The 21881-nt window shown below is 63.1% G+C and carries 20 protein-coding genes; 14 read left to right on the top strand and 6 right to left on the bottom strand.

Annotation, left to right across the window (positions count from 1 at the left end; all coding sequences use genetic code 11):
* Positions 1-113: 113 nt before the first annotated feature.
* From GVL61_RS12050 to lptG, 5 genes are all read left to right on the top strand, one after another.
* Positions 114-2027, top strand: coding sequence for an alpha/beta hydrolase (locus GVL61_RS12050; RefSeq protein WP_235037656.1), 1914 nt, complete (start codon positions 114-116; stop codon positions 2025-2027).
* Positions 2028-2322: 295 nt separating this feature from the next.
* Positions 2323-3360, top strand: coding sequence for a phasin family protein (locus GVL61_RS12045; RefSeq protein ID WP_159980313.1), 1038 nt, complete (start codon positions 2323-2325; stop codon positions 3358-3360).
* Positions 3361-3549: 189 nt separating this feature from the next.
* Positions 3550-3906 (top strand): ATP-dependent Clp protease adapter ClpS, encoded by a 357-nt coding sequence (gene clpS / locus GVL61_RS12040; protein ID WP_235037655.1) that lies wholly within the window; start codon positions 3550-3552, stop codon positions 3904-3906.
* Between the two features lie 198 nt (positions 3907-4104).
* Positions 4105-5331, top strand: a complete 1227-nt coding sequence (gene lptF / locus GVL61_RS12035; RefSeq protein WP_159980311.1) for an LPS export ABC transporter permease LptF — start codon at positions 4105-4107, stop codon at positions 5329-5331.
* A 1-nt stretch (position 5332) separates the two neighbouring features.
* Positions 5333-6430, top strand: coding sequence for an LPS export ABC transporter permease LptG (gene lptG / locus GVL61_RS12030; protein WP_159980309.1), 1098 nt, complete (start codon positions 5333-5335; stop codon positions 6428-6430).
* A 140-nt stretch (positions 6431-6570) separates the two neighbouring features.
* Here lptG and GVL61_RS12025 read toward each other — a convergent pair whose 3' ends face one another.
* On the bottom strand, positions 6571-7665 hold the full coding sequence (locus GVL61_RS12025) for a fatty acid desaturase (protein WP_159980307.1): 1095 nt from the start codon (positions 7663-7665) through the stop codon (positions 6571-6573).
* Between the two features lie 165 nt (positions 7666-7830).
* Between GVL61_RS12025 and GVL61_RS12020 the strand changes: the two genes are divergently transcribed.
* The 6 genes from GVL61_RS12020 (at position 7831) to GVL61_RS11995 (ending at position 14052) form a co-directional block, all read left to right on the top strand.
* Positions 7831-8991 carry an N-acetyltransferase gene (locus GVL61_RS12020; protein WP_235037654.1) on the top strand — a complete coding sequence of 387 codons (1161 nt, stop codon included), beginning with the start codon at positions 7831-7833 and terminating at the stop codon, positions 8989-8991.
* 519 nt (positions 8992-9510) lie between these two features.
* Complete coding sequence (rfbA, locus tag GVL61_RS12015; RefSeq protein ID WP_159980303.1) at positions 9511-10410, top strand: glucose-1-phosphate thymidylyltransferase RfbA; 900 nt, start codon at positions 9511-9513, stop codon at positions 10408-10410.
* Complete coding sequence (gene rfbC, locus GVL61_RS12010) at positions 10407-10952, top strand: dTDP-4-dehydrorhamnose 3,5-epimerase (protein WP_159980301.1); 546 nt, start codon at positions 10407-10409, stop codon at positions 10950-10952. The genes rfbA and rfbC overlap by 4 nt, the downstream gene beginning before the upstream one ends.
* A complete protein-coding gene (gene rfbD / locus GVL61_RS12005; RefSeq protein WP_159980299.1) occupies positions 10949-11806 on the top strand; it encodes a dTDP-4-dehydrorhamnose reductase in 858 nt (285 codons plus the stop codon). Before rfbC ends, rfbD begins: the two co-directional genes overlap by 4 nt.
* Positions 11799-12866 carry a dTDP-glucose 4,6-dehydratase gene (rfbB, locus tag GVL61_RS12000; protein WP_159980297.1) on the top strand — a complete coding sequence of 356 codons (1068 nt, stop codon included), beginning with the start codon at positions 11799-11801 and terminating at the stop codon, positions 12864-12866. The genes rfbD and rfbB overlap by 8 nt, the downstream gene beginning before the upstream one ends.
* A gap of 76 nt (positions 12867-12942) precedes the next feature.
* Positions 12943-14052, top strand: coding sequence for a DUF1972 domain-containing protein (locus GVL61_RS11995; protein WP_159980295.1), 1110 nt, complete (start codon positions 12943-12945; stop codon positions 14050-14052).
* Here GVL61_RS11995 and GVL61_RS11990 read toward each other — a convergent pair.
* The 5 genes from GVL61_RS11990 to GVL61_RS11970 form a co-directional block, all read right to left on the bottom strand.
* Positions 14045-14422 carry an NUDIX domain-containing protein gene (locus GVL61_RS11990; RefSeq protein WP_235037653.1) on the bottom strand — a complete coding sequence of 126 codons (378 nt, stop codon included), beginning with the start codon at positions 14420-14422 and terminating at the stop codon, positions 14045-14047. The two genes, GVL61_RS11995 and GVL61_RS11990, sit on opposite strands and share 8 nt — an antisense overlap.
* Before the next feature lie 86 nt (positions 14423-14508).
* A complete protein-coding gene (locus tag GVL61_RS11985; RefSeq protein WP_159980293.1) occupies positions 14509-15126 on the bottom strand; it encodes a 6-phosphogluconolactonase in 618 nt (205 codons plus the stop codon).
* Between the two features lie 173 nt (positions 15127-15299).
* Positions 15300-15758 (bottom strand): Dps family protein, encoded by a 459-nt coding sequence (locus GVL61_RS11980; protein WP_159980291.1) that lies wholly within the window; start codon positions 15756-15758, stop codon positions 15300-15302.
* 87 nt (positions 15759-15845) lie between these two features.
* Entirely contained in the window at positions 15846-16403 is a 558-nt protein-coding gene (locus tag GVL61_RS11975; protein WP_159980289.1) for a hypothetical protein, read from the bottom strand.
* 42 nt (positions 16404-16445) lie between these two features.
* Positions 16446-17198 carry an HAD-IIB family hydrolase gene (locus GVL61_RS11970; RefSeq protein WP_159980287.1) on the bottom strand — a complete coding sequence of 251 codons (753 nt, stop codon included), beginning with the start codon at positions 17196-17198 and terminating at the stop codon, positions 16446-16448.
* Between the two features lie 410 nt (positions 17199-17608).
* Here GVL61_RS11970 and otsB point away from each other — a divergent pair, with 410 nt between their 5' ends.
* The 3 genes from otsB to otsA all read left to right on the top strand — a co-directional run bounded on the left by otsB (position 17609) and on the right by otsA (position 21787).
* Complete coding sequence (gene otsB, locus GVL61_RS11965) at positions 17609-18424, top strand: trehalose-phosphatase (RefSeq protein WP_235037652.1); 816 nt, start codon at positions 17609-17611, stop codon at positions 18422-18424.
* Positions 18421-20274, top strand: coding sequence for a glycoside hydrolase family 15 protein (locus GVL61_RS11960; RefSeq protein ID WP_159980274.1), 1854 nt, complete (start codon positions 18421-18423; stop codon positions 20272-20274). Before otsB ends, GVL61_RS11960 begins: the two co-directional genes overlap by 4 nt.
* Before the next feature lie 91 nt (positions 20275-20365).
* Positions 20366-21787 carry an alpha,alpha-trehalose-phosphate synthase (UDP-forming) gene (otsA, locus tag GVL61_RS11955; protein ID WP_159980272.1) on the top strand — a complete coding sequence of 474 codons (1422 nt, stop codon included), beginning with the start codon at positions 20366-20368 and terminating at the stop codon, positions 21785-21787.
* Positions 21788-21881 lie beyond the last annotated feature (94 nt).

The raw sequence follows: 21881 nt of genomic DNA, 5'->3' as shown, positions 1-21881 counted from the left end.
ATCATTACCCAATTCGGCCGTCCCGAAGGTGAGAACGGGACTCGACAGGAATCGCCCATGCGGCCAAACCGTAAGCGAACGATTACGGCGTACTATCAGGAGAGCGACCGGCCATGGCTACCACGACGGCTTCCGGCCCGATGCCTTCCGGCAGCGGAGAGCTGCTGAGTGATGTCATGCGCGGTCAGGCACAGGGTATTACCACGATCCTGGGGCAGATGATTCCGGCTGCGGGTACGCCTGAGGCCGAGGCTACCGTGCATTGGGCAGAGATCGCCGCGCGCCTGCACTCAATCTGGACCGAATTCCAGGTCGAACAGCTGAACAAGGCTTCCGACAAGGCTCCGCATTTTGCCGACCCCGCCAGATGGATCGGTACAGCCGAGGCGGTGTTCCGCCAGCTTCCCTTCACTAACCCCGAGGTTCAGCAGAAGCTTTGGAACGAAGGGCTGACGCTCGTCAACACGGTGTTCGGGCAGTACGGGCTAGGCGCTCAGGCCAAGGCGCCTGCCGGCGAGGGGGCAGGCGACACGCAGGCCGAGGAAATCGATCTTCCGCGTAAGGACCGGCGTTTCGCCGATCCCGAATGGCGCCGCCAGCCGTTCTTCGCGTTCCTTCATCAGGCCTATCTGATGATGAGCGAGCAGATGCTGGGTATGGCCGAGGCGGTCGAAGGGATGGAGCCGGGGCGCAAAGCGCAGCTGGTGTTCGCGACGCGTACCGTGGTCGATGCGCTGAGCCCTTCGAACTTCCCGCTGACCAATCCGGTGGCGCTGAGCAAGGCGGCAGAGACACGCGGCGAAAGCCTGGTGCGCGGTTTCGAGAACTTGCTCGACGACATGCGCAAGGGCCAGCTCACCCACACCCGTCCCGGCGCTTTCGTGCTGGGCGAGAACATCGCGGTGACACCGGGTAAGGTGGTGTTCGAGACGCCGCTCTACCAGCTCATCCAGTACACACCGACCACTGAGAAGGTGCTCAAGACCCCGTTGCTGGTTTTTCCGCCGTGGATCAACCGCTTCTACATCCTCGACCTCAATGCCAAGAAGAGCTTCGTGCGCTGGGCGGTGGAGCAGGGGATTACCGTCTTCATGGTCTCGTGGAAGTCGGCCGATGCCTCGATGGCCGACGTTTTGTGGGACGACTATATCGGTGCCCAGATCGAGGCTATCGACACGGTGCGCGAGCGCCTGAAAGTGCCATCTGTCCACACTATCGGCTACTGCGTGGCGGGTACGACACTGGCTGCGACGCTCGCGGTGCTGGCGCGCAAGGGTGAGGCCGAAAAGGTCGCGAGCAGCACCTTCTTTACCGCGCAGGTTGATTTCGAGGATGCCGGCGACCTCAAGAACTTCATCGACGACCAGCAGATCGAGACGGTCGGGCGCCTGTCTCCCGAAGGATATCTAGACGGGCGCTATCTGGCCGCCAGCTTCAACATCCTGCGCGGCAACGACCTGATCTGGAGCTATGTTGAGAAGAACTATCTCAAGGGCGAGGACTATCCCGCCTTCGACCTGCTCCACTGGAACGGTGACGTCACCAACCTGCCGGCGCGCTGGCACCGCGACTATCTGCGCGACCTCTACCGTGACAACCGCCTTGCCGTAGCCGATTCGCTTTCCGCCTGCGGTGTGCCGATCGACCTTCACCGCATCACGACCCCGGTCTATATCCAGGCCGGGCGCGAAGATCATATCGCACCGCCGAGCAGCGTCTGGAAACTGACTCGCTATCTCGCCGGGGACTGGACGTTCCTGCTGGCGGGCTCGGGCCACATCGCGGGGGTCGTCAACCCGCCATCCTCGGGCAAGTACCAGTACTGGACCAACGACGGTTCGCCCGAAACCCTGGAGGACTTCGTCGCAGGTGCGAAGGAGCAGCCCGGCAGTTGGTGGCCGCATTGGGCGGAGTGGCTGCGCGGACGTGATGGCGAAGAAGTGTCTGCGGGGGGCAAGCGTAAGCCCGGCATGCGCGGGGACCGGGTTATCGAAGATGCTCCCGGCCGATACGTGGCCGGGCGATAGGTTACTTCAGATTACCACCACTCTTGTTGTAATTTAATTCACCGCTTCCTTCGGGAAGAGGGTTGCTGACACACGACTGCAATCGAAGACTGGCCTAAATTCAAAGGTGCGGTGGCTGAATGGCGAAATTGTGCAGTGCAACATTTTGTTGCATCGCAACATAAGGCTGTTGACTTCGCTGGTGCAAAAACTTATTTTGCATCGCAGCAACGACAAAGACGAATCGTGTGTTGTTCCGGTGCTGGGCTCAAGCTCGGCTGATGTGCAAGTTTTCACCTAAGGCTGGATTTTGAACATGGCCGACCATGAAGACCCCAAGGACAAGGCCCCGGCCGTAGCGGCACCCAAGGTCGCGGCGGCGGGGGATGTTTCGCCCGCGCCGGTGGCAAAGCCGCCTATCGCTGAGAAGCCTCAACAGGCAGCCAAGCAGAACGACGCAAAACCTGTCGATGCTAAGCCCGTCGCACCCGTGCCGGTTCCTGCCGCAAAGGCGCCCGAGCCGGTCGCGCCGAAGCCTGCTGTGCCGATCAAGGCAGATGCTCCTGTTCCGGCCAAGGCTGCGGCCGTGCCGGCCACGCAAGCGCCGGCTGTGAAGCCCCCGCTCGCGAAGAGTGCCGAGGTCAAGATTCCCGAGGTCAAGGCTCCCCCCGCCAAGGCGAAGCCGGGCCCGAAGCCCAAGATCAAGCCGGTAGTTCAGACGAAGCCGGTTGAAACAGTTGTTCCGACGAAGGTCATTCCGACCAAGCCGGTCAGCAAGGTTGCCAAGGACGTGAAGGCCCCGGTTGCGGCGGTCACGGTTCCGGAGGCGGCCACTCCCAAGGCGGCACCAAAGACCGCACCTAAAACCAAGCCCGTCTTCGCAGGACTATTCACCAACTTCATGCTCGAGGAAACGAATATGGATATGAGCACTAACTTCGCCGGCCTTCAGGACGCAATGACCGAAGCACAGGCCAAGGCCAAGGCCGCCTTCGAAAAGAGCACCAGCGTACTCGGCGAAGTGACCGAATTCACCAAGGGCAATGTCGAGGCATGCGTTGCTTCGGGCAAGATCCTTGCTGAAGGCGTTCAGGGCATGGGTTCGGAACTGGTGGCTGAAGGCCGCACCGCGTTCGAAGCCATGACCGGTGATATCAAGGAACTCGCCGCCGCCAAGTCGCCGACCGACTTCTTCAAGCTTCAGGGCGATATGGTCCGCAAGAACTTCGACAGCGCCGTGGCGTACAGCTCGAAGAACAGCGAAGCCATGCTCAAGCTGTTCAGCGACTCGTTTGCGCCCATCTCGGGCCGCATGAGCATCGCCATGGAAAAGGCGCGCTCGGTCTCGATCTGAGCCGGGCCTGGCCGCTGCGATCGGTCGGTTGAAGCGATTCTTCCGACCATCGGAGCGCCGAATCCAAGAATATGGACCGGGGCATCTTGTTATAAGGTGCCCCGGTACGATATTCTGACCATCATGATTCCCCCTATCGCCGAATCCGACCTTTTGCTCTCCCTGAGCGTGCCTGCATGGCCTTTGCCGATGCGGCCCGTCGCTGCGGGGGATGACGGCGATTCCGCTGGCGGTAACGGTGGCGGCGACGATCATCAGATCGGCATCGCCACCAAGACGCGCGCCAAGCCGAAGAAGCCCAGCCAGTTCAAGGTGTTGATGCTCAATGACGACTACACCCCGATGGAATTCGTGGTGATGTGTCTCAAGCGCTTCTTCAACATGGACCTTGAACAGGCCACGCGCGTCATGCTCCACGTCCACCAGAAGGGCGTCGGTGTCTGCGGTATCTTCCCTTATGAAATCGCCGAAACCAAGGTGAACCAGGTGATGGATTTCGCCCGGCAGAACCAGCACCCTCTGCAGTGCACTCTGGAAAAAGCCTGACATTTCCGCCCTCCCTTGCGGAAACCTTGGGCGCGCCCCGGCGTTTCGGCTTTGCCCGCGCGAGAATTTCAGCCTTTGCAGGCGGCGCATGGCGGGGCCGATCAACCGATTGGTGACAAATGGCTTTGCCCTTGGGGCTGCGAGCCGTTAAGGGCCGGAAGAGGGACGTTCAGTGACGCCGGTCGGAAAGTGCACTAGTTGAAATTCATCAGCGCCATCGACCGCTATATCCTGCGCCTCGTGCTTATGCCGATGCTGGGTATCTTCCTGCTCGCCGCATCGCTGCTCGTCATGGACAAGATGCTGCGGCTGTTCGATTTCGTCGCGACCGAAGGCGGGCCGATCGACGTCGTCTTCAAGATGCTGGCGAACATGCTGCCCGAATATGCCAGCCTCGCGATCCCGCTGGGGCTCATGCTCGGCATTCTGCTTGCCTTTCGCAAGCTGGCGACCAGCAGTGAACTCGATGTCATGCGCGCGGTGGGCCTCAGCTACACCCGCATGCTGCGCGTACCCTACATCATCACGCTGGTGCTGATCGGGGCAAACTTCGCCATCGTCGGCTATCTCCAGCCACTGTCGCGCTACTACTACGAGGAACTCAACTACGAACTCAAATCGGGTGCGCTCGGCGCCTCGATCAAGGTGGGGGAGTTCACGGCGCTGAAGGACCGCATCGCCCTGCGCATCGACGAGAGCCAGGACAACGGCCAGCGCCTGATGGGCATCTTCGCGCGCGTGGCCAACCAGAAGGGCCAGGTCCTGTCGATCTCCGCGCGCGAGGGGCGCTTCCTCGCGCTCAAGGACCAGCCCGATACGATCATCCTGCGCCTGCAGCAGGGTCAGATTATCCAGGACATGCCCGGCAAGATGCCGCGCGTCCTCACTTTTACCCGCCATGATCTGCCGATCGAACTTCCCGCGATCGAGAAGTTCCGCCAGCGAGGCGGTCAGGAGCGTGAATATCTTCTGCCCGAGTTGCTGAAGCTGGGCTGGAACAAGGGGGCATCGGCAGAGGAGCGCGCCTCCAGCCAGGCGAATTTCAGCTACCGTATGGTTGAAGTTGTGATGATGCTGCTCTTGCCGCTGCTTGCAGTGGCGCTGGCGATCCCGCCCAAACGTTCGACGTCTGCGCTTGGCCTGTTCGTTTCGATCGTGATGGTCGTCGCCTACCACAAGGTCAATCAGTATGCGAACGACGTCGCCTCACTGGGCAAGATCAACCCGATCCTGGGGCTGTGGGGGCCATTCGTGGTCTTTGCACTGATAATCCTGTGGATGTACTGGCGCATCGCCTACGTGCCCGGCGGGCAGCCGCTCGGCTGGCTCGAAACCGCCTCGACCAAGGTGGTGAAGCGCCTGAAGTCGCTGCTGCGCCGGACACGGCGCGGCCCGATCCTGCCCACTCCGGCGGACCAGACCTGACATGCAGCTTGAATTTTTTCCGTCGCGCTCGCTGACGTTCTATCTCGCGCGGCTGTTCGTTACCCGCATCCTGGCGGTTCTGATCATGCTGGTGCTCGTGCTCCAGGTGCTCGACCTGCTGGGGGAGAGCGGCGATATCCTTGCCCATCCTGGCAACGGGCAGATGCAGTTGCTTTACTACGTGACCCTGCGCGCGCCGCAGCTGGTCGCGCGGTTTCTGCCCTATTCGGTGCTGCTGGCTACGATCATCACATTGGCCACGCTCAATCAGAACAGCGAAGTCATTTCGATGAAAGCGGCCGGCCTGTCGGCGCATCAGGTCCTGGCGCCGCTGATTTTGACCGCGCTGGTGATTGCGGGCTTCAGTTTCGCCTTCAACGAGCGCGTTGTGACGCGTGCGACCGCGACGCTCGACGCATGGGCGGCGGTGGACTACGGCCCAGTTCCGAAGGCTACCGGCCCCAAGGCAAACCTCTATCTTGCCGACGGGCGCGACCTGCTGCTGGCCCAGTCCCTGACCGGCGAGGGTAATGCGCTGACACTGAATGGCGTCACTTTCTACCGCCGCGATGCCAACGACATGATTGTCGAGCAGTTGCGTGCGGACCGGGCGACGTTCATGAATCCGGGCTGGAAGCTGCAGAATCCCGTCAAGTTCGACGTTGCCAGCACCACGACCAGCCGCCCTGCCTTTGTAACGGTGGCGCCGGGGATCACGCCGGCCAAGATCTATATCTCCAAGGTCGATGCCGATGCGCAGGACATCTTTACGCTGTCGGCTTCGATCGCCGCCGTGCGTGAGGCGGGACGGCGCACGACCGATCTCGATGCCGCCTGGTGGCACAAGCTGTCCGGGCCGCTGTCGTCGGCGCTGATGCCGCTGCTGGGCGCGGTTGCGGCCTTCGGCCTTGCGCGTTCGGGCGCGCTGCTGATTCGCGCGGTGATCGGGATGTCGCTGGGCTTTGCCTATTTCGTGTTCGACAATGCCGCGCTGGCCATGGGGAATTTCGGCGGTTACCCGCCCTTCATTGCCGCCTGGGCGCCGTTCCTGCTCTTCGCGCTGATCGGCGAGACAGTGCTGATCCGCACTGAGGAGTAGGGTTTCCCCTCTTTGGGAAACTTCATGCTGGAGTGGAGAGATGCTCCCGCGTTATGCGGCGCCTGATTGAGGCCGAGCATCCCCTCCATCGACGGATTTACGCCGACATGCCCCCGTCCTCAGGGACGGGGTTGGCTGATTTACCTGGCCGTCATCGTGCTGCGCGCCAGCCGTGCCAGCAGCGGGCTAAGGCCGGGATAGCTCGCCTTGCGATAGGTCGAGGAGTCACTCAGATGCGCGCCGAGGCGGCGGTGGGCCTCGGCCAGCGAGTGATAGGGCATAGAAGGAAGCAGGTGATGCAGCGCATGATAGCGCAGGCCGACCGGAGCCCATAGCCAGGAAAGCAGCGCTGGCGGCGGTACGTTCACTGAATCGAGATACTGCGCGGTGACGGTCATCGCCTCGCCGTCGTTCTCCCAGAGGTGCGCGACCAGCGTGCGGACCTGGTTGAGGAAGGCCGTCAGCGAAACCACGCAGAGGGCGATCACCAGTGGGCGCCAACCCCAGGCGATGCTTGCTGCGACGATGGACAGTGCCCAGACCGAGCAGCTCAATTCCTGCCAGAATACCATGCGCGCGAACTCACCTTCGGGCTTGCGGCGGCGGTACTGCGGGTTGATGGCGAGAGCCGATGCGCGCCCCCAGACCTGCGTGCGCAGCGGTGGGATCAAGGCGCCGAGCGGTACCAGCAAGGCGGAACGGACCAGCAGGGCAGGGGGCAGCAGGATCGCGGTGAGGGCGAACACCGGCAGGCTCCACGGCTTCATCAGCGCCAGCGGCAGGTATTCCGGGTCTTCGAGCGTGCCGTAGCGGGAACGGGCATGGTGCTGTGTGTGAACGCCCTCGTACATGAACGAAGGGATCAGCATGGGGATGCCGACGAGCAGGTTCCAGGTGAAGCGAAAGCCGGGGAGCGCGTCCTTGTGGATGTGGGTAAGCTCATGGATGAACAGCAGTGCGCGGTAGAGCGCGAGCGCCGAAAGCACGCCCAGCAGCACCGCGATCAGGGGATTTCCCACCAGAATCGCGCCCGCCAGTGCGCCATAGCCGACGGCCGTGCTGGCCAGCATGTCGGTCCAGTAGATGCCGGGACGGGCAGCGGAGATGTCGCGCGTCAGTTCGACGGCAGCGCGCAGCATCTCCTTGTCGTCCGGCATTTGCGAGTGCCACGTGGAAGACTGCGCGGAATCGCGCGGGTCGTTCGTGGTCAGGTCGATCGCGTTCTGGGCATTCATCGTCAAAGAGTTCCAAAGGCATCCGGGCAAAAACATGCCGCAGGCGGGGTTTGCCGTGTGTCGCCGCACAGCTCGGCCAGGTAGTGGGCTTGACAATGTGCTGCTTGGCGCAGCACGTCGCGCTCACGCATTCCCATAAGCCGAAACAAAGGCAGCATCGTGGCCATGGCCGAACTAGTGATCACTCCCGTCTCCAGCAAGGCCGATCGCGCCGCTTTCGTCGATGTCGCCTATCGGCTCAATGCGGCAGATCAAAACTGGGTGCCGAATTTGCGCTCGGAAGAGATTTCCAAGTTCACCCCGGGCAAGAACCCCTATTTCGAGCACGCCAAGGTTCAGCTATTCCTGGCGCGCCGTGATGGCAGGGTCGTGGGCCGCATATCAGCACACATCGATGAACTGGCACTGAAACAGCCGGTCGAGCAGGGCATGGGGCCCGGCACCGGCAACTGGGGCGCGATCGAGGCTGAAGACGAGGATACCGCGCGCGCGCTCATCGCCGCTGCCGAGGCCTGGCTTCGCGCGCAAGGCATGACGCGAGTCGTTGCGCCCATGAACCTCTCCGTCTGGGAGGAGCCCGGCATCCAGGTATCGGGTCACGATCACCCGCCGATGGTCATGATGGCGCATCACAACGCAGCCTATCAGGGCTGGATCGAGCGCACTGGCTATTCCCTGGTGAAGATGCTGCGCACTTTCGATCTCGACGTGACGAAGGAGTTCCCGCCCCTGATCCAGCGCATCGTCTCCTCGGGGGAGAAGAATGCGCGCATTCGCATCCGCGAGGTGGAGCTCAAGCAGTTTGAACGCGATGCCGCGATCATCTGCGAGATCCTCAACGATGCATGGTCGGACAATTGGGGATTCGTGCCCTTCACGCCCGAAGAGATCGCCTATACCGGCAAGGCGCTCAAGCCGCTGGTCCATCCGGCACTGATCCACATCGCCGAATACGACGGCGAACCCGTGGCGTTCATGATGACCCTGCCGGACCTCAATGGCATCCAGATGCGAGTGAACAAGCGCAGCGGCAAGCCTTCGATCCTGGGGCTGCTCAAGCTGCTGCTTTGGCTGCGTAAGCCCAATCCGGCCGATATGCGCGTGCCACTGATGGGCGTTCGCAAGAGCCTGCAGTCCTCACGCCTCGCCAGCCAGCTGGCCTTTATGATGATCGAGTACATCCGGCGCGCCGCGATCGCGAGCTTCGGGACCAAGCGCGCCGAGATCGGCTGGGTTCTGGACGACAACCAGGGCATGGTCGCGATTGCTGATGCCATCAACAGCAAGGTCAACCGGGAATACGCGGTCTACGACAAGGTGCTGTAAGCCCTTTGCGGGATTGGCCTTCGTGCGTTCTGTGAAGCTGGCCCGCCCTCGTTCGGTAACTGGCCGGGCGAGGGCGGGGCTGATCTGGTCCTGTTTCGCTTCTAAAAATGCGACTTAGCTATTTTTGAAGGGTCTCTGGGAGCTGCGGGCGCCGGAACAATCAGGAAGGCTTCAAGCAGCAGCCAAGTGCTTGGGAGAAGGTCATTTCGAGGGGCCGCAGCGAGCATTTGCGTCTCATTCGACATGCGGTGGGTCGCCAAAAAACGAGGCATGACGCGAGCGCCTGCCCTATTGCATTGCAGCATGAATTCTCCGATGAGGGCTAGGTGCTATTCCCGATTACATCGAAGTTTGGTTTGTTACGATTTCAGTGAGTTGCGTTAGGGTTCTGCGCCTAAATGTTAGGCAACTCTATGATGCTTCAATTTTAGGGAGGCTTTCTTGAAGCCTCCCGATTTTGTGTAAGTTCGTCTGCTGAAATTCTTGTGGCAATTTGGTGATTTCAGAAAGGGGTTGGAGTTGAGAAAAGGTATCATTCTCGCAGGTGGGTCCGGGACGCGCCTTTATCCGCTGACGCGGGGCGTTTCAAAGCAGTTGATGCCCGTCTACGACAAGCCGATGATCTACTACCCGCTCTCGGTCCTGATGCTGGCCGGAATCCGGGAAATCATGATCATCACGACCCCGCACGACCAGGCTGCCTTCAAGAGCGTACTGGGTGACGGTTCGAACTTCGGTGTGGAACTGCAATACGCGGTCCAGGCCGAACCGGCGGGCCTTGCGCAGGCCTACCACATCGGCGCCGACTTCGTGGGTGACAACCCCTCCGCGCTGATTCTTGGCGACAACATCTTCTACGGCCACGGCCTGCCCGAACTGCTCAATAACGCGGATTCGCGCGACAAGGGTTCGACCGTTTTCGGCTACTACGTCAGCGATCCCAAGGCTTATGGCGTCGTCTCGTTCGACGCCGAGGGCCGGGCCGAGACGATCGAGGAAAAGCCGGAGCAGCCCAAGTCGAACTACGCGGTCACCGGGCTCTATTTCTACGACAACCAGGCCGTCGCCATGGCCCGCGACCTCAAGCCCAGCCCGCGCGGCGAGTTGGAGATCACCGATCTCAATCGCCTCTATCTCGAACAGGGCGAGCTTTCGGTGGAGATCATGGGGCGTGGTTATGCCTGGCTCGATACCGGGACGCACGGCTCGCTGCTCGACGCGGCGAACTACGTGCGCATCATCGAGGAACGCCAGGGCCTCAAGATCGCCTGCCCCGAGGAAATCGCCTGGCGCAAGGGCTTCATCGACGATGCCCAGCTTGAACAGATCGCCGCACCGCTGGTGAAGAGCGGTTATGGCGCCTACCTGCTGAACCTGCTCCAGAACCGCAATGCGTTGCTGGAAGGGGTTGGTGCGTGAACGTAATTCCGACCGAGATCGAAGGCCTGGTCATCATCGAACCGCGCGTGTTCGGTGACGACCGGGGGTTCTTCATGGAAAGCTGGAATCGCCAGATATTCGCCGACCTAGGCCTGGACCTGGACTTTGTGCAGGATAATCACAGCCGTTCGGCCAAGGGCGTGCTGCGCGGGCTGCACTATCAGCAGCCCAACCCGCAGGGCAAACTGGTGCGCGTGACTGCCGGACGCGCCTGGGACGTCGCGGTTGATCTGCGCGCTGGTTCGGCGACTTACGGCAAGTGGGCCGGGGTGGAGCTTTCGGCCGAGAACAAGCGGATGTTCTGGGTGCCGCCCGGCTTCGCGCATGGCTTCGTGAGCCTCGAAGACGGCACTGATTTCCTCTACAAGTGCACTGCCTTCTACACCCCCGCCAACGAGCATTCGCTGATGTGGAACGATCCTGAAGTGGGTATCGAATGGCCGCTGGAAGGCATCGAGCCGCAGCTTTCGGCCAAGGACAAGGTCGGCAAGCCGCTGAGCGAAGTGGAGGCTTTCGCATGAAGGTCCTCATCGTGGGCGGAAAGGGGCAGCTTGGCAGGGGCCTGGCGGCAACCGCCCCGGCCGATGCCGAAATCGTCAGCCATGACATCGACACGCTCGATATCACCGACCCCGCCGCCGTCCTTGCCGTGGCGCGTGAAGTGCAGCCGCAGGTTGTCTTCAACGCCGCCGCCTATACCGCAGTCGACAAGGCCGAGAGCGAGGAAGACGTCGCTCTTGCCGTCAATGCGACCGCCGTGGGCCATCTGGCCGCAGCGGCCCGTGATGTCGGCGCACGCTTCGTCCATGTCTCGACCGACTTCGTGTTCGATGGCCTGTCCGGCGTGCCCTACCGTCCCGACGCGCCGACCGCGCCGCTGGCCGCCTACGGGCGCACCAAGCTGGCGGGAGAGAAGCTGGCCGGGGAAGATGCGCTGATCGTGCGTACCGCCTGGGTTTATGCGCCCACGGGCGGGAACTTCGTGCGTACCATGCTGCGGCTCATGGGCGAACGTCCCGAGGTTCGCGTCGTGGCCGACCAGATCGGCACGCCGACTTATGCGCCCGGCCTTGCCGCTGCGTTGTGGACGATGGCCGGCAAGGGCATCTCCGGCATGCACCACTATACCGATGCGGGCGCTTGCAGCTGGTATGATTTCGCGGTGGCGATCCAGGAGGAAGGCCTTGCAGCCGGCCTGCTGGACAAGGCCGTCCCGGTCATCCCGATCAATGCTTCGGAATATCCCACGCCGGCGACCCGTCCGCACTATTCGGTGCTCGACAAGACGTCGACTTTCGCAGTCCTGGGCGGCCCCACGCCGCATTGGCGCGCCAACCTTCGTAAGATGATTGCTGAGATCAAGACCCATGGCTAATCTGATTGTCACCGGCGGCGCGGGCTTCATCGGCGCCAACTTCGTCCATTATCGCAGCAAAGTCGCACCCGAGGACAAGATCATCGTCCTCGATCTGCTGACTTATGCAGGCAACAAGCACAACCTCGACGGGCTGGACGACGTGCTCCTCGTCGAAGGCGATATCTGCGACACCGATCTGGTCTCGTCGATCATTGCCGATCACGAGATCGACACGATCGTCCACTTCGCGGCGGAAAGCCACGTCGACCGCTCGATTACCGGTCCCGATGCTTTCGTGACCACCAATGTCATCGGCACGCACAGCCTGCTGAAGGCGGCTAAGAAGGCCTGGCTGGACGGCGACGGCAAGCCGCACCGCTTCCACCACGTTTCGACCGACGAAGTCTACGGCTCGCTCGGTCCCAGCGATCCTGCCTTCAGCGAGACCACGGCCTATGCGCCCAACTCGCCCTATTCGGCATCCAAGGCGGGCAGCGACCATCTCGTGCGGGCCTACCATCACACGTATGGGCTGGAGACCACCACGAGCAACTGCTCGAACAACTACGGTCCGTTCCAGTTTCCCGAGAAGCTGATCCCCCTGTTCACGCTCAATGCCCTGAACGGGAAGGCGCTGCCGATCTATGGCGACGGCATGAACGTGCGCGACTGGCTGCATGTGGAAGACCACTGCCGCGGCATCGAGGCCTGCCTGCGCAAGGGCAAGTCGGGTGAAGTCTACAACATCGGCGGCGGCCAGGAACTTCCCAACCTGACGGTCATCGAGGAAATCTGCCGCGCGGTGGACAATGCCTTTGCGGCCGACCCCTCGCTGGCGAAGCGCTTCCCGAATGCCCCGGCGGCACAGGGACGCCCGAGCGCGGAGCTGAAGACTTTCGTGACCGACCGCATGGGCCACGACCGTCGCTATGCCATCGACGAGACCAAGGCACGTTCGGAACTGGGCTATGCCCCTGCGCGGGACTTCCCGCAGGGCTTCGCCGAGACCCTCGCCTGGTTTCTGTCGCGCGAGGACTGGTGGATGCCGCTTCTCGAGCGTGCCGCGATCACGCGCTGATATCGGCAGAACCGGCCGCGCGTCTCTGGCGCCGGCCGGTATTCCCTTTTTCTGATTATCGGCAGGCGGTGTAAACTTGGCTGAAAAGCATCTTATCGTTTTGGGTATTCGCGGCGTGCCGGCTGCACATGGCGGTTTCGAAAGTTTCGCCGAGCGGTTGGTGCCCTGGATGGTCGAGGCCGGTTGGCGCGTCACCGTCTACTGCCAGGGCAGCGAGACCGGCGAGCGCTACGAGGATACCTGGGAAGGGTGCCGCCGGGTCCACATCCCGGTGAAGGCCGAAGGTGCCTTGGGGACCATCGAGTTCGACATGAAGTCGACCATGGCTGCCGTGCGGGAAAAAGGCCTGCTGCTGACGCTGGGCTACAATACCGGCTTTCTTTCGGCCTATGCCCGCCTGCGAGGCCGTTTCAATCTCATCAACATGGATGGGATCGAATGGAAGCGGGCGAAGTATTCCACGCCGCAGAAGATCTATCTGTGGATCAACGAGCGCCTTGCCGCTGCCTCAGGCAATGCGCTGATCGCCGATCATCCGCAGATCGCGAAGCACCACGGCGACCATGCCCCGGCCGACAAGATAACGATGATCCCCTACGGCAGCGATCGGATCGAGAGTGCCGACGAGACGCTGCTGGCGCGCTATGGCATCGAGCGCGACCGTTTCCTGACCGTAATCGCCCGCCCGGAGCCGGAAAATTCGTTGCTGGAGATCGTGCGCGCCTTTTCCCGCCGTCCGCGCGGTATCAAGCTGGTGGTGCTGGGCAAGTACAGCCCCGACCATGCCTACCAGAACTCGGTGCTCGCAGCGGCCAGCGACGAAGTGGTGTTCCCGGGCGCGGTCTATGCCAAGCCCGACCTTCACGCGCTACGCCTCTTCAGCCTGGCCTATGTACATGGCCATCAGGTGGGCGGCACCAATCCCTCGCTGGTCGAGGCGCTGGGAGCCGGTAACGGGGTCATCGCTCATGATAACCCGTTCAACCGATGGGTTGCAGGCGACGCCGGGGTCTATTTCTCGAACGAGGACGAGTGCGAAAGGCACATTGAGGAACTGGCTGCCAGCCCGGGACTGCGGGATGAATTGCGTGAGCATGCCCTCAGGCGCTGGACCGAGGAATTCACCTGGCCCCAAATCCTCACCGCCTATCAGGCCCTGATCGAGCGCTGCAACAGCATCAAGTGATCTGAGCCGCCCAGGCCTGCACGCGGGCTGCGAGCCCTGCGGGCATATGCGCAGGCAGGGTGTCCAGCGCGAAGAAGCGCGCTTCGATGATTTCGCGGCCGTCGGCGCGGGGTTCGTCCCCGGTGCGGCCAAGCACGATGCGCACGGCATTGCTGCTACCGTGCAGTTTCTCGTCGCTGATCTGCAGAAGGCGGGCCTCGGTGAGCCGGCAGCCGGTTTCCTCCACCAGCTCGCGCGCGGCGGCGAGCAGCGGGTCCTCGCCGCGCCGCATGCCGCCGCCGGGGGGCATCCACTTGTCCGAACCGTAAGAGTGGCGGATCAGCAGGACACGCTCCTGCCGGTCCAGCACGAGGACCCGCACGCCGTGCACATCAGGCCGCCATATCCGCCAGACCTGCACGCGCAGTGCATGGGCCAGCCGGTAAAGTGCGCGATGCAGCGGCGCTGGGATCAGGTTCAGCAGAAACAGGTGACCTTGTGCCGCGCTGCTTTGAGCAGGCGGGCGACGGGCAGGTCGTGTTCGCCTTTCACGGCGGCGTCGAACACGGCGCGCTTGTCGGTGCCCCGGATCACGAAAACGATCTCGTCGCTGTCCACCAGTGACGGGATGGTCAGGCTGAGACGGTCGAACGGCGCTTCCGGGGGAAGCGGATCGGGCGTCAGGCGGCGCACCGCCTGAGGATCGTTAGCGCGGGGGTCGGTGTTGGGGAACAGCGAAGCGATATGGCCGTCGCCGCCCATGCCCAGCCAGGCGATCGCGAAATGAGGCGGCTGCGCATCCTGCGCCAGAGGCACGATGCAGGCACCGGCGGGCTCCAGTCGGGCGCGGATTTTGCCGACGTTGCTGGCGGGGTGATCCTCGGCGACGATGCGGTCGTCGCCCGGCCACACGGAAATGCGCGGCCAGGGCAGCGCTTCCTTCGCGAGCCGGTCAAAGATCGGGAACGGGGTGGAGCCGCCGGGCACGGTTACGGCGATCTCGGGAGACATGGCAAGGGCGGCGCGCAGGCGCTGCGCGAACCAGGCGGCGATGGCGCCGTCGTCGGCGCCTTCGATCAGTTCAAGCTTGGGCATGGGGAAGCTTTAGCACTCCCCGGTGCGTAGCGAAACGCCCCAGAGCATCGCAATAGTTGCAACCTGCCCTTCGCCATTACGAGCTGAACGAAGCAATCCGGGGCGGTTTGTGGTGCCCGGGATCGCTTCGCCGTTTTGCCGCTCGCAATGACGAAGATGGAAGGAGGCGTTTCTTAGGCCATGATCTCGCGCAGGAACCAGGCGCGCTGTTCGGCCTGGTCGGTCCAGTCGTCGATCACACCGTCGGTGGCGTTGTCGCCGGCTTCGCCTGCCAGTTCCTTGGTCGTCTTCAGCGTGGCGACGTAGGCGGTGTTTTCCTTGAACAGGGCCTTTACCATGGCCATCGCGTCGAGCGTGGTGTCGTCCTCGTCCTTGACGGTGGTCTTGGTGCTGATCGCGCCGATCGAGGTCAGCGTGGTGCCGCCCAGCTTGCGCACGCGCTCGGCGATGAGGTCGGTCAGGGCGAAGATCTCGGTCGCCTGGGCGTCGAACAGCAGGTGCAGGTCATGAAACTGCGGGCCGCGCACGTGCCAGTGGAAGTTCTTGGTCTTCACGTAGAGCGCGAAGGTATCCGCCAGAAGCCCGTTGAGGCTGTCGATCAGTGCGGCCTTCGAGTTGTCCTTGGAAGTCATGTCGGTTCCCTCTTCTGCGGTTCGTTGTAGGCGGTTCTATAAATTGGCAACGCAAATGAAAAGGATAGGTTGGATCGTAAATTGCGATCATAGAATGCCGAATTCCGAAAGGAACATCGTGATCGCGGCGACCACAAGCAAGCCCCCGACCACCCGCCGCGTCCATCTTGCGGGAGGGGTTCCCAGCAGTTCGGGCCGGGCCCAGGCGAAAGTGACCAGAATGACGCCGCTCAGTATGCCCGCGGCCCCGGCATGCCAGGGCGCGGCATAGCCCACTGCCATGCCGAAGATAACGAAGCGTGCGGCGTCGGTCACCTGCTGGGCAAGGAGTACGATCGCCAGCGCGCCCAGCGAATTGGTCGGTTCGCGCGGGTCGCGACGGGGCGCGAGGATCATCGATTCGAGCCCGGCCAGTCCCAGCGCGATCGCGGCGAAGATCGTCCGCGCGGGCGGCGGCAACTGTTCAAGCATGAAATGTGCGGCATAGGCTGCGAACGAGGCGGTCAGCACTGCGCCTAGTATGGCGACGACCAGCACCGCGGGCCGCTGGCCTTGCCGCAGGGCCAGTCCCGCTATCGTCACCTGATCGCGCGCACCGAAGCCGGCTAGCAGTACTGCGATCAGGGTAAGGTAGAATGCGGGCATCAGGTGTTCTTCATGCCCGCATTCCCCGCCTTGCGCTACGGCTTAGCCGGCTTTCTGGCAGGCGATGATGGCGGTGATCACATTGGCGGTATCGGCAGCGTCGCGCACGCAGACCGTGTCGAGGCCCATGGCCTTGGCCGGGTAGTCGTTACCGCCGGGGAAGATGGCATCGCCGATGAACAGGATGTCCGCCTCGGCCACGCCGCTGCGTTCGGACAGGCGGCGCAGGCCCCATGCCTTGTCGATGCCGGGCTGGGTCACGTCGACCGAAGTCGCGCCGCCCAGATTGATCGAAACACCGGGCAGGCGCTTGATGAGATCGGCCTGGATAACCTTGCGCTTGGCGAAGTCCGGGTCCCAGTGCTCCTTGGCGTCGAGCGGGGCCTGCTGGCCCAGCGCCGAGAAGGTGATCTGGCTGCCGCGATCCTCGATCCGCTCACCCCAGACTTCTTCCGGGGTGAAGCCGGTGGCTGCCAGCGAAGCGTCGAAGGCGGCGAGAATCTCGGCCTTCTGCTCGTCGGTGAAGAGTTCTGCATAAATCGCTTCCCAAGCGCCTTCGCGGTGAAGGTAGAGCTTGGCGCCGCTGGTGGGCAGCATCCACATACGGGATACGTCGGCATGGGCGGGCAGGCGGCTGGCGACCTGCTTTTCGAACTGGGGCCAGTCCCCGCCCGAGATCACGGCGACTTGCGCCACCGTCAGCAACTGGGCCAGCAGTTCGGCCATCTCGTCGGTCAGCGGCTGCTTGCTCAGCGCCAGGGTCCCATCGAGATCGAACGCCACTATTTTCTTCATTTACACGCCTTTCGCGCCAGTTCGGCCATTCATCCGCGCCGGTCTCCGGGCACGTACCGGCGCATCCAAAGCGCGGCGCGGACCAACAGGCAAGAGCCAATGCGGCAGGTAGGCCTTCGGTTACCGCGATTTCATTCGCGGTTGCAAAAAAGTTTCAATCCGAAGCGGTCGATCCATGGCGGTTTAGCACCATATCATGGCGAGCTTGTTGCACTGCGGCGAAAACTGGCGGAACAAAGGGAACAACCCGCGCCCATGGCCGTTCGGCTAATGGCCCGGGTGGTGGAACGGGGTCGCCCGGCCCGTGCGTGGTTTTCGATACCGCGCCGCTGATCCATACCAAACCGGGGGCGAAGCGAGCACCGATGACCAATTTTCAAGCGAGCCTTCCAGCGGCCAGTGAGCCGCCGATGGCCAGTAAATCGCCGATCGAGCGCAAATTCGCTGCGGAAGGCGACCTGCCGCTTCCGCCTCCGCTCGATCCTGGCGCGAACATTGCCCTGTTCCTCGACTTCGACGGTACGCTGGTGGAGATCGTCGATCATCCCGATGATGTCGTGGTCGGCCCCCGCCTTGCCGGCATGATCACCGCACTTTCGCAGCGTCTCGGCGGCCGTCTGGCGATCGTCACGGGACGTTCGATCGCGGCGCTCGAAGCGTTGATCGGTCCGGTCGAAGTGGCTGTCGCCGGTTCGCACGGGGGCGAATTCCGCCCCAGGAGCGGCGCCGAGGTCGAACCGCTGGCCGATCCGCTGCCCGCCGCGGTGGTCGCTGCGCTGGAGAATTTCGCTGCGACCAATGGCGGCCTGCTGGTCGAGCCCAAGCCGTTCAGCGTCGCGGTCCACTATCGCCGCCATCCCGAGGCGCTGGAGGGGCTGCTGGCCTGCGCGCAGGCGCTTGCGGAGAAGCGCGGCCTGGCGATGAAGCACGGCAAGCAGGTGATCGAGCTGGCGATGCCGGGGTCAGACAAGGGCACTGCCGTTGTCCGTTTCATGGGGCTTCCCGCCTTTGCCGGCGCTGCGCCGCTGTTCTTGGGCGACGACGTTACCGATGAGGATGCATTCCGGGCGGTTCGTCACCTGGGCGGGCAGGGCGTGCTGGTGGGGCCGATGCGCGCCACCGCCGCCGCGCTGCGCCTGCCCGGCGTCGCCGCCGTCCATACCTGGCTGGAAGGCGGGCTCGCATCCCTGCCCGTCGCCGAGCCTGAAGGAGAGACCCGCCCATGACGACCGCCCCGACATTCGCCACGACGCCTGCCGTGTCGTCGCCAGATCCTGTCAGCACTCTGGAGCTATGGCCGATCGGCAATTGCCAGGTCAGCGGACTGATCGACGAGGCGGGCGCGATCGTCTGGGGCTGTGTGCCTCGTGTCGACGGCGACCCGACGTTCTGTGCCCTGCTGCGCGGCGACAAGGGGCAGGACGCTGGCACCTGGCGCTTCGAGTTGGAGGGCCAGGTCTCGGTCAGCCAGCACTACTTGCGCAATACGCCGATCCTCGTGACCCGGCTGGAAGATGCCAATGGCGGCGCGGTGGAGATCTACGACTTCGCGCCGCGTTTCGAGCGCGACGGGCGGATGTACCGCCCGGTCGCCTACGCGCGGATAGTCCGCCCCGTTTCGGGCGCTCCGCGTATCCGCACGATCCTTACCCCGATGAGCGGCTACGGCGCCAAGCTGGCGCCGATCACCCAGGGGTCGAACCATGTGCGATACCTGGTGGAGCGTAACGCCATGCGCCTGACGACGGACTGCCCGGTCGGCTACGTCCTCGACGAGCGCTGGTTCCGGCTGGAAAAGTCGTTGCACTTCTTCCTCGGCCCGGACGAGCCGTTCAACGGTAATGTCGAGCATGACGTGGATGCCATGCTGCAGAAGACAGGGCACTACTGGCGCATGTGGGTGCGCGGCCTCGCAACGCCGCTGGACTGGCAGGATGCGGTGATCCGCGCGGCGATAACCCTCAAGCTGTGTCAGCACGAGGAAACCGGCGCGATCGTCGCCGCGCTCACCACATCCATCCCCGAGGCGCCGGGCAGCCAGCGCAACTGGGATTACCGCTACTGCTGGATCCGCGATGCCTACTACACCGTGCAGGCGCTCAACCACCTTGGCGCGCTCGACGTTCTGGAGAAATACCTTGCGTACTTGCGTAACATTGTTGCCGATGCCCCTGGCGGCGTGGTCCAGCCGCTCTATGCGGTGAGCGGCGCCAAGGAGATCATCGAGTGGGAGGCACCCGACCTTCCTGGCTATCGTGGCACCGGCCCGGTGCGCGTGGGCAATGCGGCCTACTATCAGGTGCAGAACGACTGCTATGGCCAGATCGTCCTGCCCTCGATCCAGGCGTTCTGGGACCAGCGGTTGCTGCGCGTTGCCAATGAGGATGATTTCCGCAGTCTCGAGCAGATCGGCGAGATGGCGTGGAAGACCCACGATCAGCCCGATGCCGGCCTGTGGGAACTGCGCACCCGCACGGCGATCCACACCTATTCCAGCGTCATGAGCTGGGCCGCCTGCGACCGTCTCGCCAATGCCGCCGAGCACCTGGGCTTGCATGACCGCGCCGCGCTCTGGCGCGAGCGTGCCGATACCGTACGTGCCCATATCGACGAGGGCGCTTGGCATCTGGTCGAGGGCCACGACGCGGGCGGGCACTATGCCGCCAGCTTTGGCGGATCGCAGCTTGACGCCAGCCTGCTGCAGATGGTCGAGCTGCGCTATCTGCCGGCAGCCGATCCAAGATTCCAGGCGACGCTGAAAGCGGTGCAGAAGTCTCTGCGCCGGGGCGAGCACATGCTGCGTTATGACAGCGAGGACGACTTCGGCCTACCGGAAACCGCGTTCAATATCTGCACTTTCTGGCTGATCGAGGCGCTTCACCGCAGCGGCGACGACGAAGAGGCGCGCCGCATCTTCGAAGCCATGCTGGCGCACCGCACGAAGTCGGGGCTGCTTTCCGAGGACATGGATTTCGAGACCGGCGAGTTGTGGGGTAATTTCCCGCAGACATACTCGCTGGTGGGGATCATCAACTGTGCCGGGCAACTGTCCCGGTCGTGGCGGGACTGGCGTTGAAAATGCCGGATATCCTGCCCTTCCATGCCTGCGCCGAGAGGCGCGGATTTACCGCGAGGCGCCCTTTACCGGGCGCGACAGGGGATTACACATGAGCCGATTGATCGTCATTTCGAACCGGGTCAGCGTACCCAAGGCCGCGGGCGCCGCCGGGGCCCAGGGCGGACTGGCGGTGGCCCTCAATTCGGCGCTGCGCGAGCACCGGGGCATCTGGTTCGGCTGGTCGGGGCAGGAGACCGCCGAGTTCACCGGGCACCTCGACATGCAGCGCAATGACGATGTCACCACGGCCACCATCGACCTCGAACCGCAGGACATCGACGAGTACTATAACGGCTACGCCAACCGCACGCTCTGGCCGCTGTTCCACTACCGCATCGACCTGACAGAATACGACCGTAATTTCGGTGAGGGCTACGAGCGGGTGAACGAGCGCTTCGCCGGGTCAGTATTGCCGCTGATCGAGCCGGAGGACCTCGTCTGGGTCCACGATTATCATCTGCTGCCGCTGGGCTCGATCCTGCGCGGCAAGGGCGTGAAGAACCGCATGGGCCTGTTCCTGCACACGCCCTGGCCGCCCACGCGCCTGCTTGCCTCGTTACCGTTCCATGAGCGGCTGGTCGCCTCGATGCTGGAATACGACGTGCTTGGCTTCCAGACCACCGAGTGGCTGGAAAGTTTCCTGCACTATGTGCAGAAGGAAATGGGCCTCAAGGTCAATCTCGACAATTCGATCGACTACAAGGGCCGCAAGGTCGTCGCCCGCGCTTTCCCGATCGGCATCGACTTCGCTGAATTCACCGAGGCCGCCGAAAGCGAGGAGGCCAAGGAAGCCTACAATGTCCTCAAGTCCAGCGTGCGTGGCCGCAAGATTCTGATCGGCGTCGACCGGCTGGATTATTCCAAGGGTCTGGGGGAGCGTTTCGAAAGCTTCGCCCGTTTCCTTTCGGACCACCCGGAGCTGGCCGGCGATGCCGTGCTGCTGCAGATCGCGCCGCCAAGCCGGGGCGATGTCGCCAGTTACCAGCAGATTCGCGAGGACCTGGAGCGCAAGACCGGCCATATCAACGGCGCTCACGCCGACGTGGGCTTTGTGCCGATCCGCTACGTCAATCGCGGCTATCCCCGTGCGCAGTTGGCGGGGTATTACCGTGCCGCCGAGATCGGGCTCGTCACGCCCCTGCGCGACGGCATGAATCTGGTGGCCAAGGAATACGTCGCGGCGCAGGATCCCGAAGATCCCGGCGTGCTTATCCTCTCACAGTTCGCGGGTGCGGCGCTGCAGCTCAAGGATGCGCTGCTGGTAAACCCGCACTCGGTCGAACATGTGGCCGAGACGATCAAGCGCGCGCTCGACATGCCGCTGGCCGAACGAAAGCGCCGCCATTCCAAGCTGCTCGCCTCGGTGCGCAGCGAAGACGTGATTCACTGGCGCGAGCAGTTCGTGAAAGCGCTGGCGGGGAAAGAGAAGGAACCCGCAGACAGCAGCCTGTCGCAAAACGAAGTCGCCTGAGCGAGCCTGAACGAGCGGGCCTTCCGGGAATTCGGAGGGTCCATTCGTCCATCACAAAATTGACACTCGCCTGAAACCGTTCTGACCTTTAGGA

The organism is Novosphingobium sp. 18050 (genome assembly GCF_902706195.1).
GTDB lineage: Bacteria > Pseudomonadota > Alphaproteobacteria > Sphingomonadales > Sphingomonadaceae > Novosphingobium.
The sequence above is the reverse complement of the archived record's forward strand: the minus strand, read 5'-3'. Positions and strand labels throughout refer to the sequence as shown.

Excerpts from the sequence above, each read along its gene's own strand:
- GVL61_RS12025 (WP_159980307.1), bottom strand. The coding sequence starts at position 7,665 with ATGAATGCCCAGAACGCGATCGACCTGACCACGAACGACCCGCGCGAT.
- GVL61_RS12050 (WP_235037656.1), top strand. The coding sequence starts at position 114 with ATGGCTACCACGACGGCTTCCGGCCCGATGCCTTCCGGCAGCGGAGAG.
- GVL61_RS11975 (WP_159980289.1), bottom strand. The coding sequence starts at position 16,403 with ATGCCCGCATTCTACCTTACCCTGATCGCAGTACTGCTAGCCGGCTTC.
- rfbD (WP_159980299.1), top strand. The coding sequence starts at position 10,949 with ATGAAGGTCCTCATCGTGGGCGGAAAGGGGCAGCTTGGCAGGGGCCTG.
- GVL61_RS11980 (WP_159980291.1), bottom strand. The coding sequence starts at position 15,758 with ATGACTTCCAAGGACAACTCGAAGGCCGCACTGATCGACAGCCTCAAC.
- clpS (WP_235037655.1), top strand. The coding sequence starts at position 3,550 with ATGCGGCCCGTCGCTGCGGGGGATGACGGCGATTCCGCTGGCGGTAAC.
- GVL61_RS11985 (WP_159980293.1), bottom strand. The coding sequence starts at position 15,126 with ATGCCCAAGCTTGAACTGATCGAAGGCGCCGACGACGGCGCCATCGCC.
- otsB (WP_235037652.1), top strand. The coding sequence starts at position 17,609 with ATGGCCAGTAAATCGCCGATCGAGCGCAAATTCGCTGCGGAAGGCGAC.
- rfbB (WP_159980297.1), top strand. The coding sequence starts at position 11,799 with ATGGCTAATCTGATTGTCACCGGCGGCGCGGGCTTCATCGGCGCCAAC.
- GVL61_RS12045 (WP_159980313.1), top strand. The coding sequence starts at position 2,323 with ATGGCCGACCATGAAGACCCCAAGGACAAGGCCCCGGCCGTAGCGGCA.
- otsA (WP_159980272.1), top strand. The coding sequence starts at position 20,366 with ATGAGCCGATTGATCGTCATTTCGAACCGGGTCAGCGTACCCAAGGCC.
- lptG (WP_159980309.1), top strand. The coding sequence starts at position 5,333 with ATGCAGCTTGAATTTTTTCCGTCGCGCTCGCTGACGTTCTATCTCGCG.
- GVL61_RS12020 (WP_235037654.1), top strand. The coding sequence starts at position 7,831 with ATGGCCGAACTAGTGATCACTCCCGTCTCCAGCAAGGCCGATCGCGCC.
- GVL61_RS11970 (WP_159980287.1), bottom strand. The coding sequence starts at position 17,198 with ATGAAGAAAATAGTGGCGTTCGATCTCGATGGGACCCTGGCGCTGAGC.
- GVL61_RS11960 (WP_159980274.1), top strand. The coding sequence starts at position 18,421 with ATGACGACCGCCCCGACATTCGCCACGACGCCTGCCGTGTCGTCGCCA.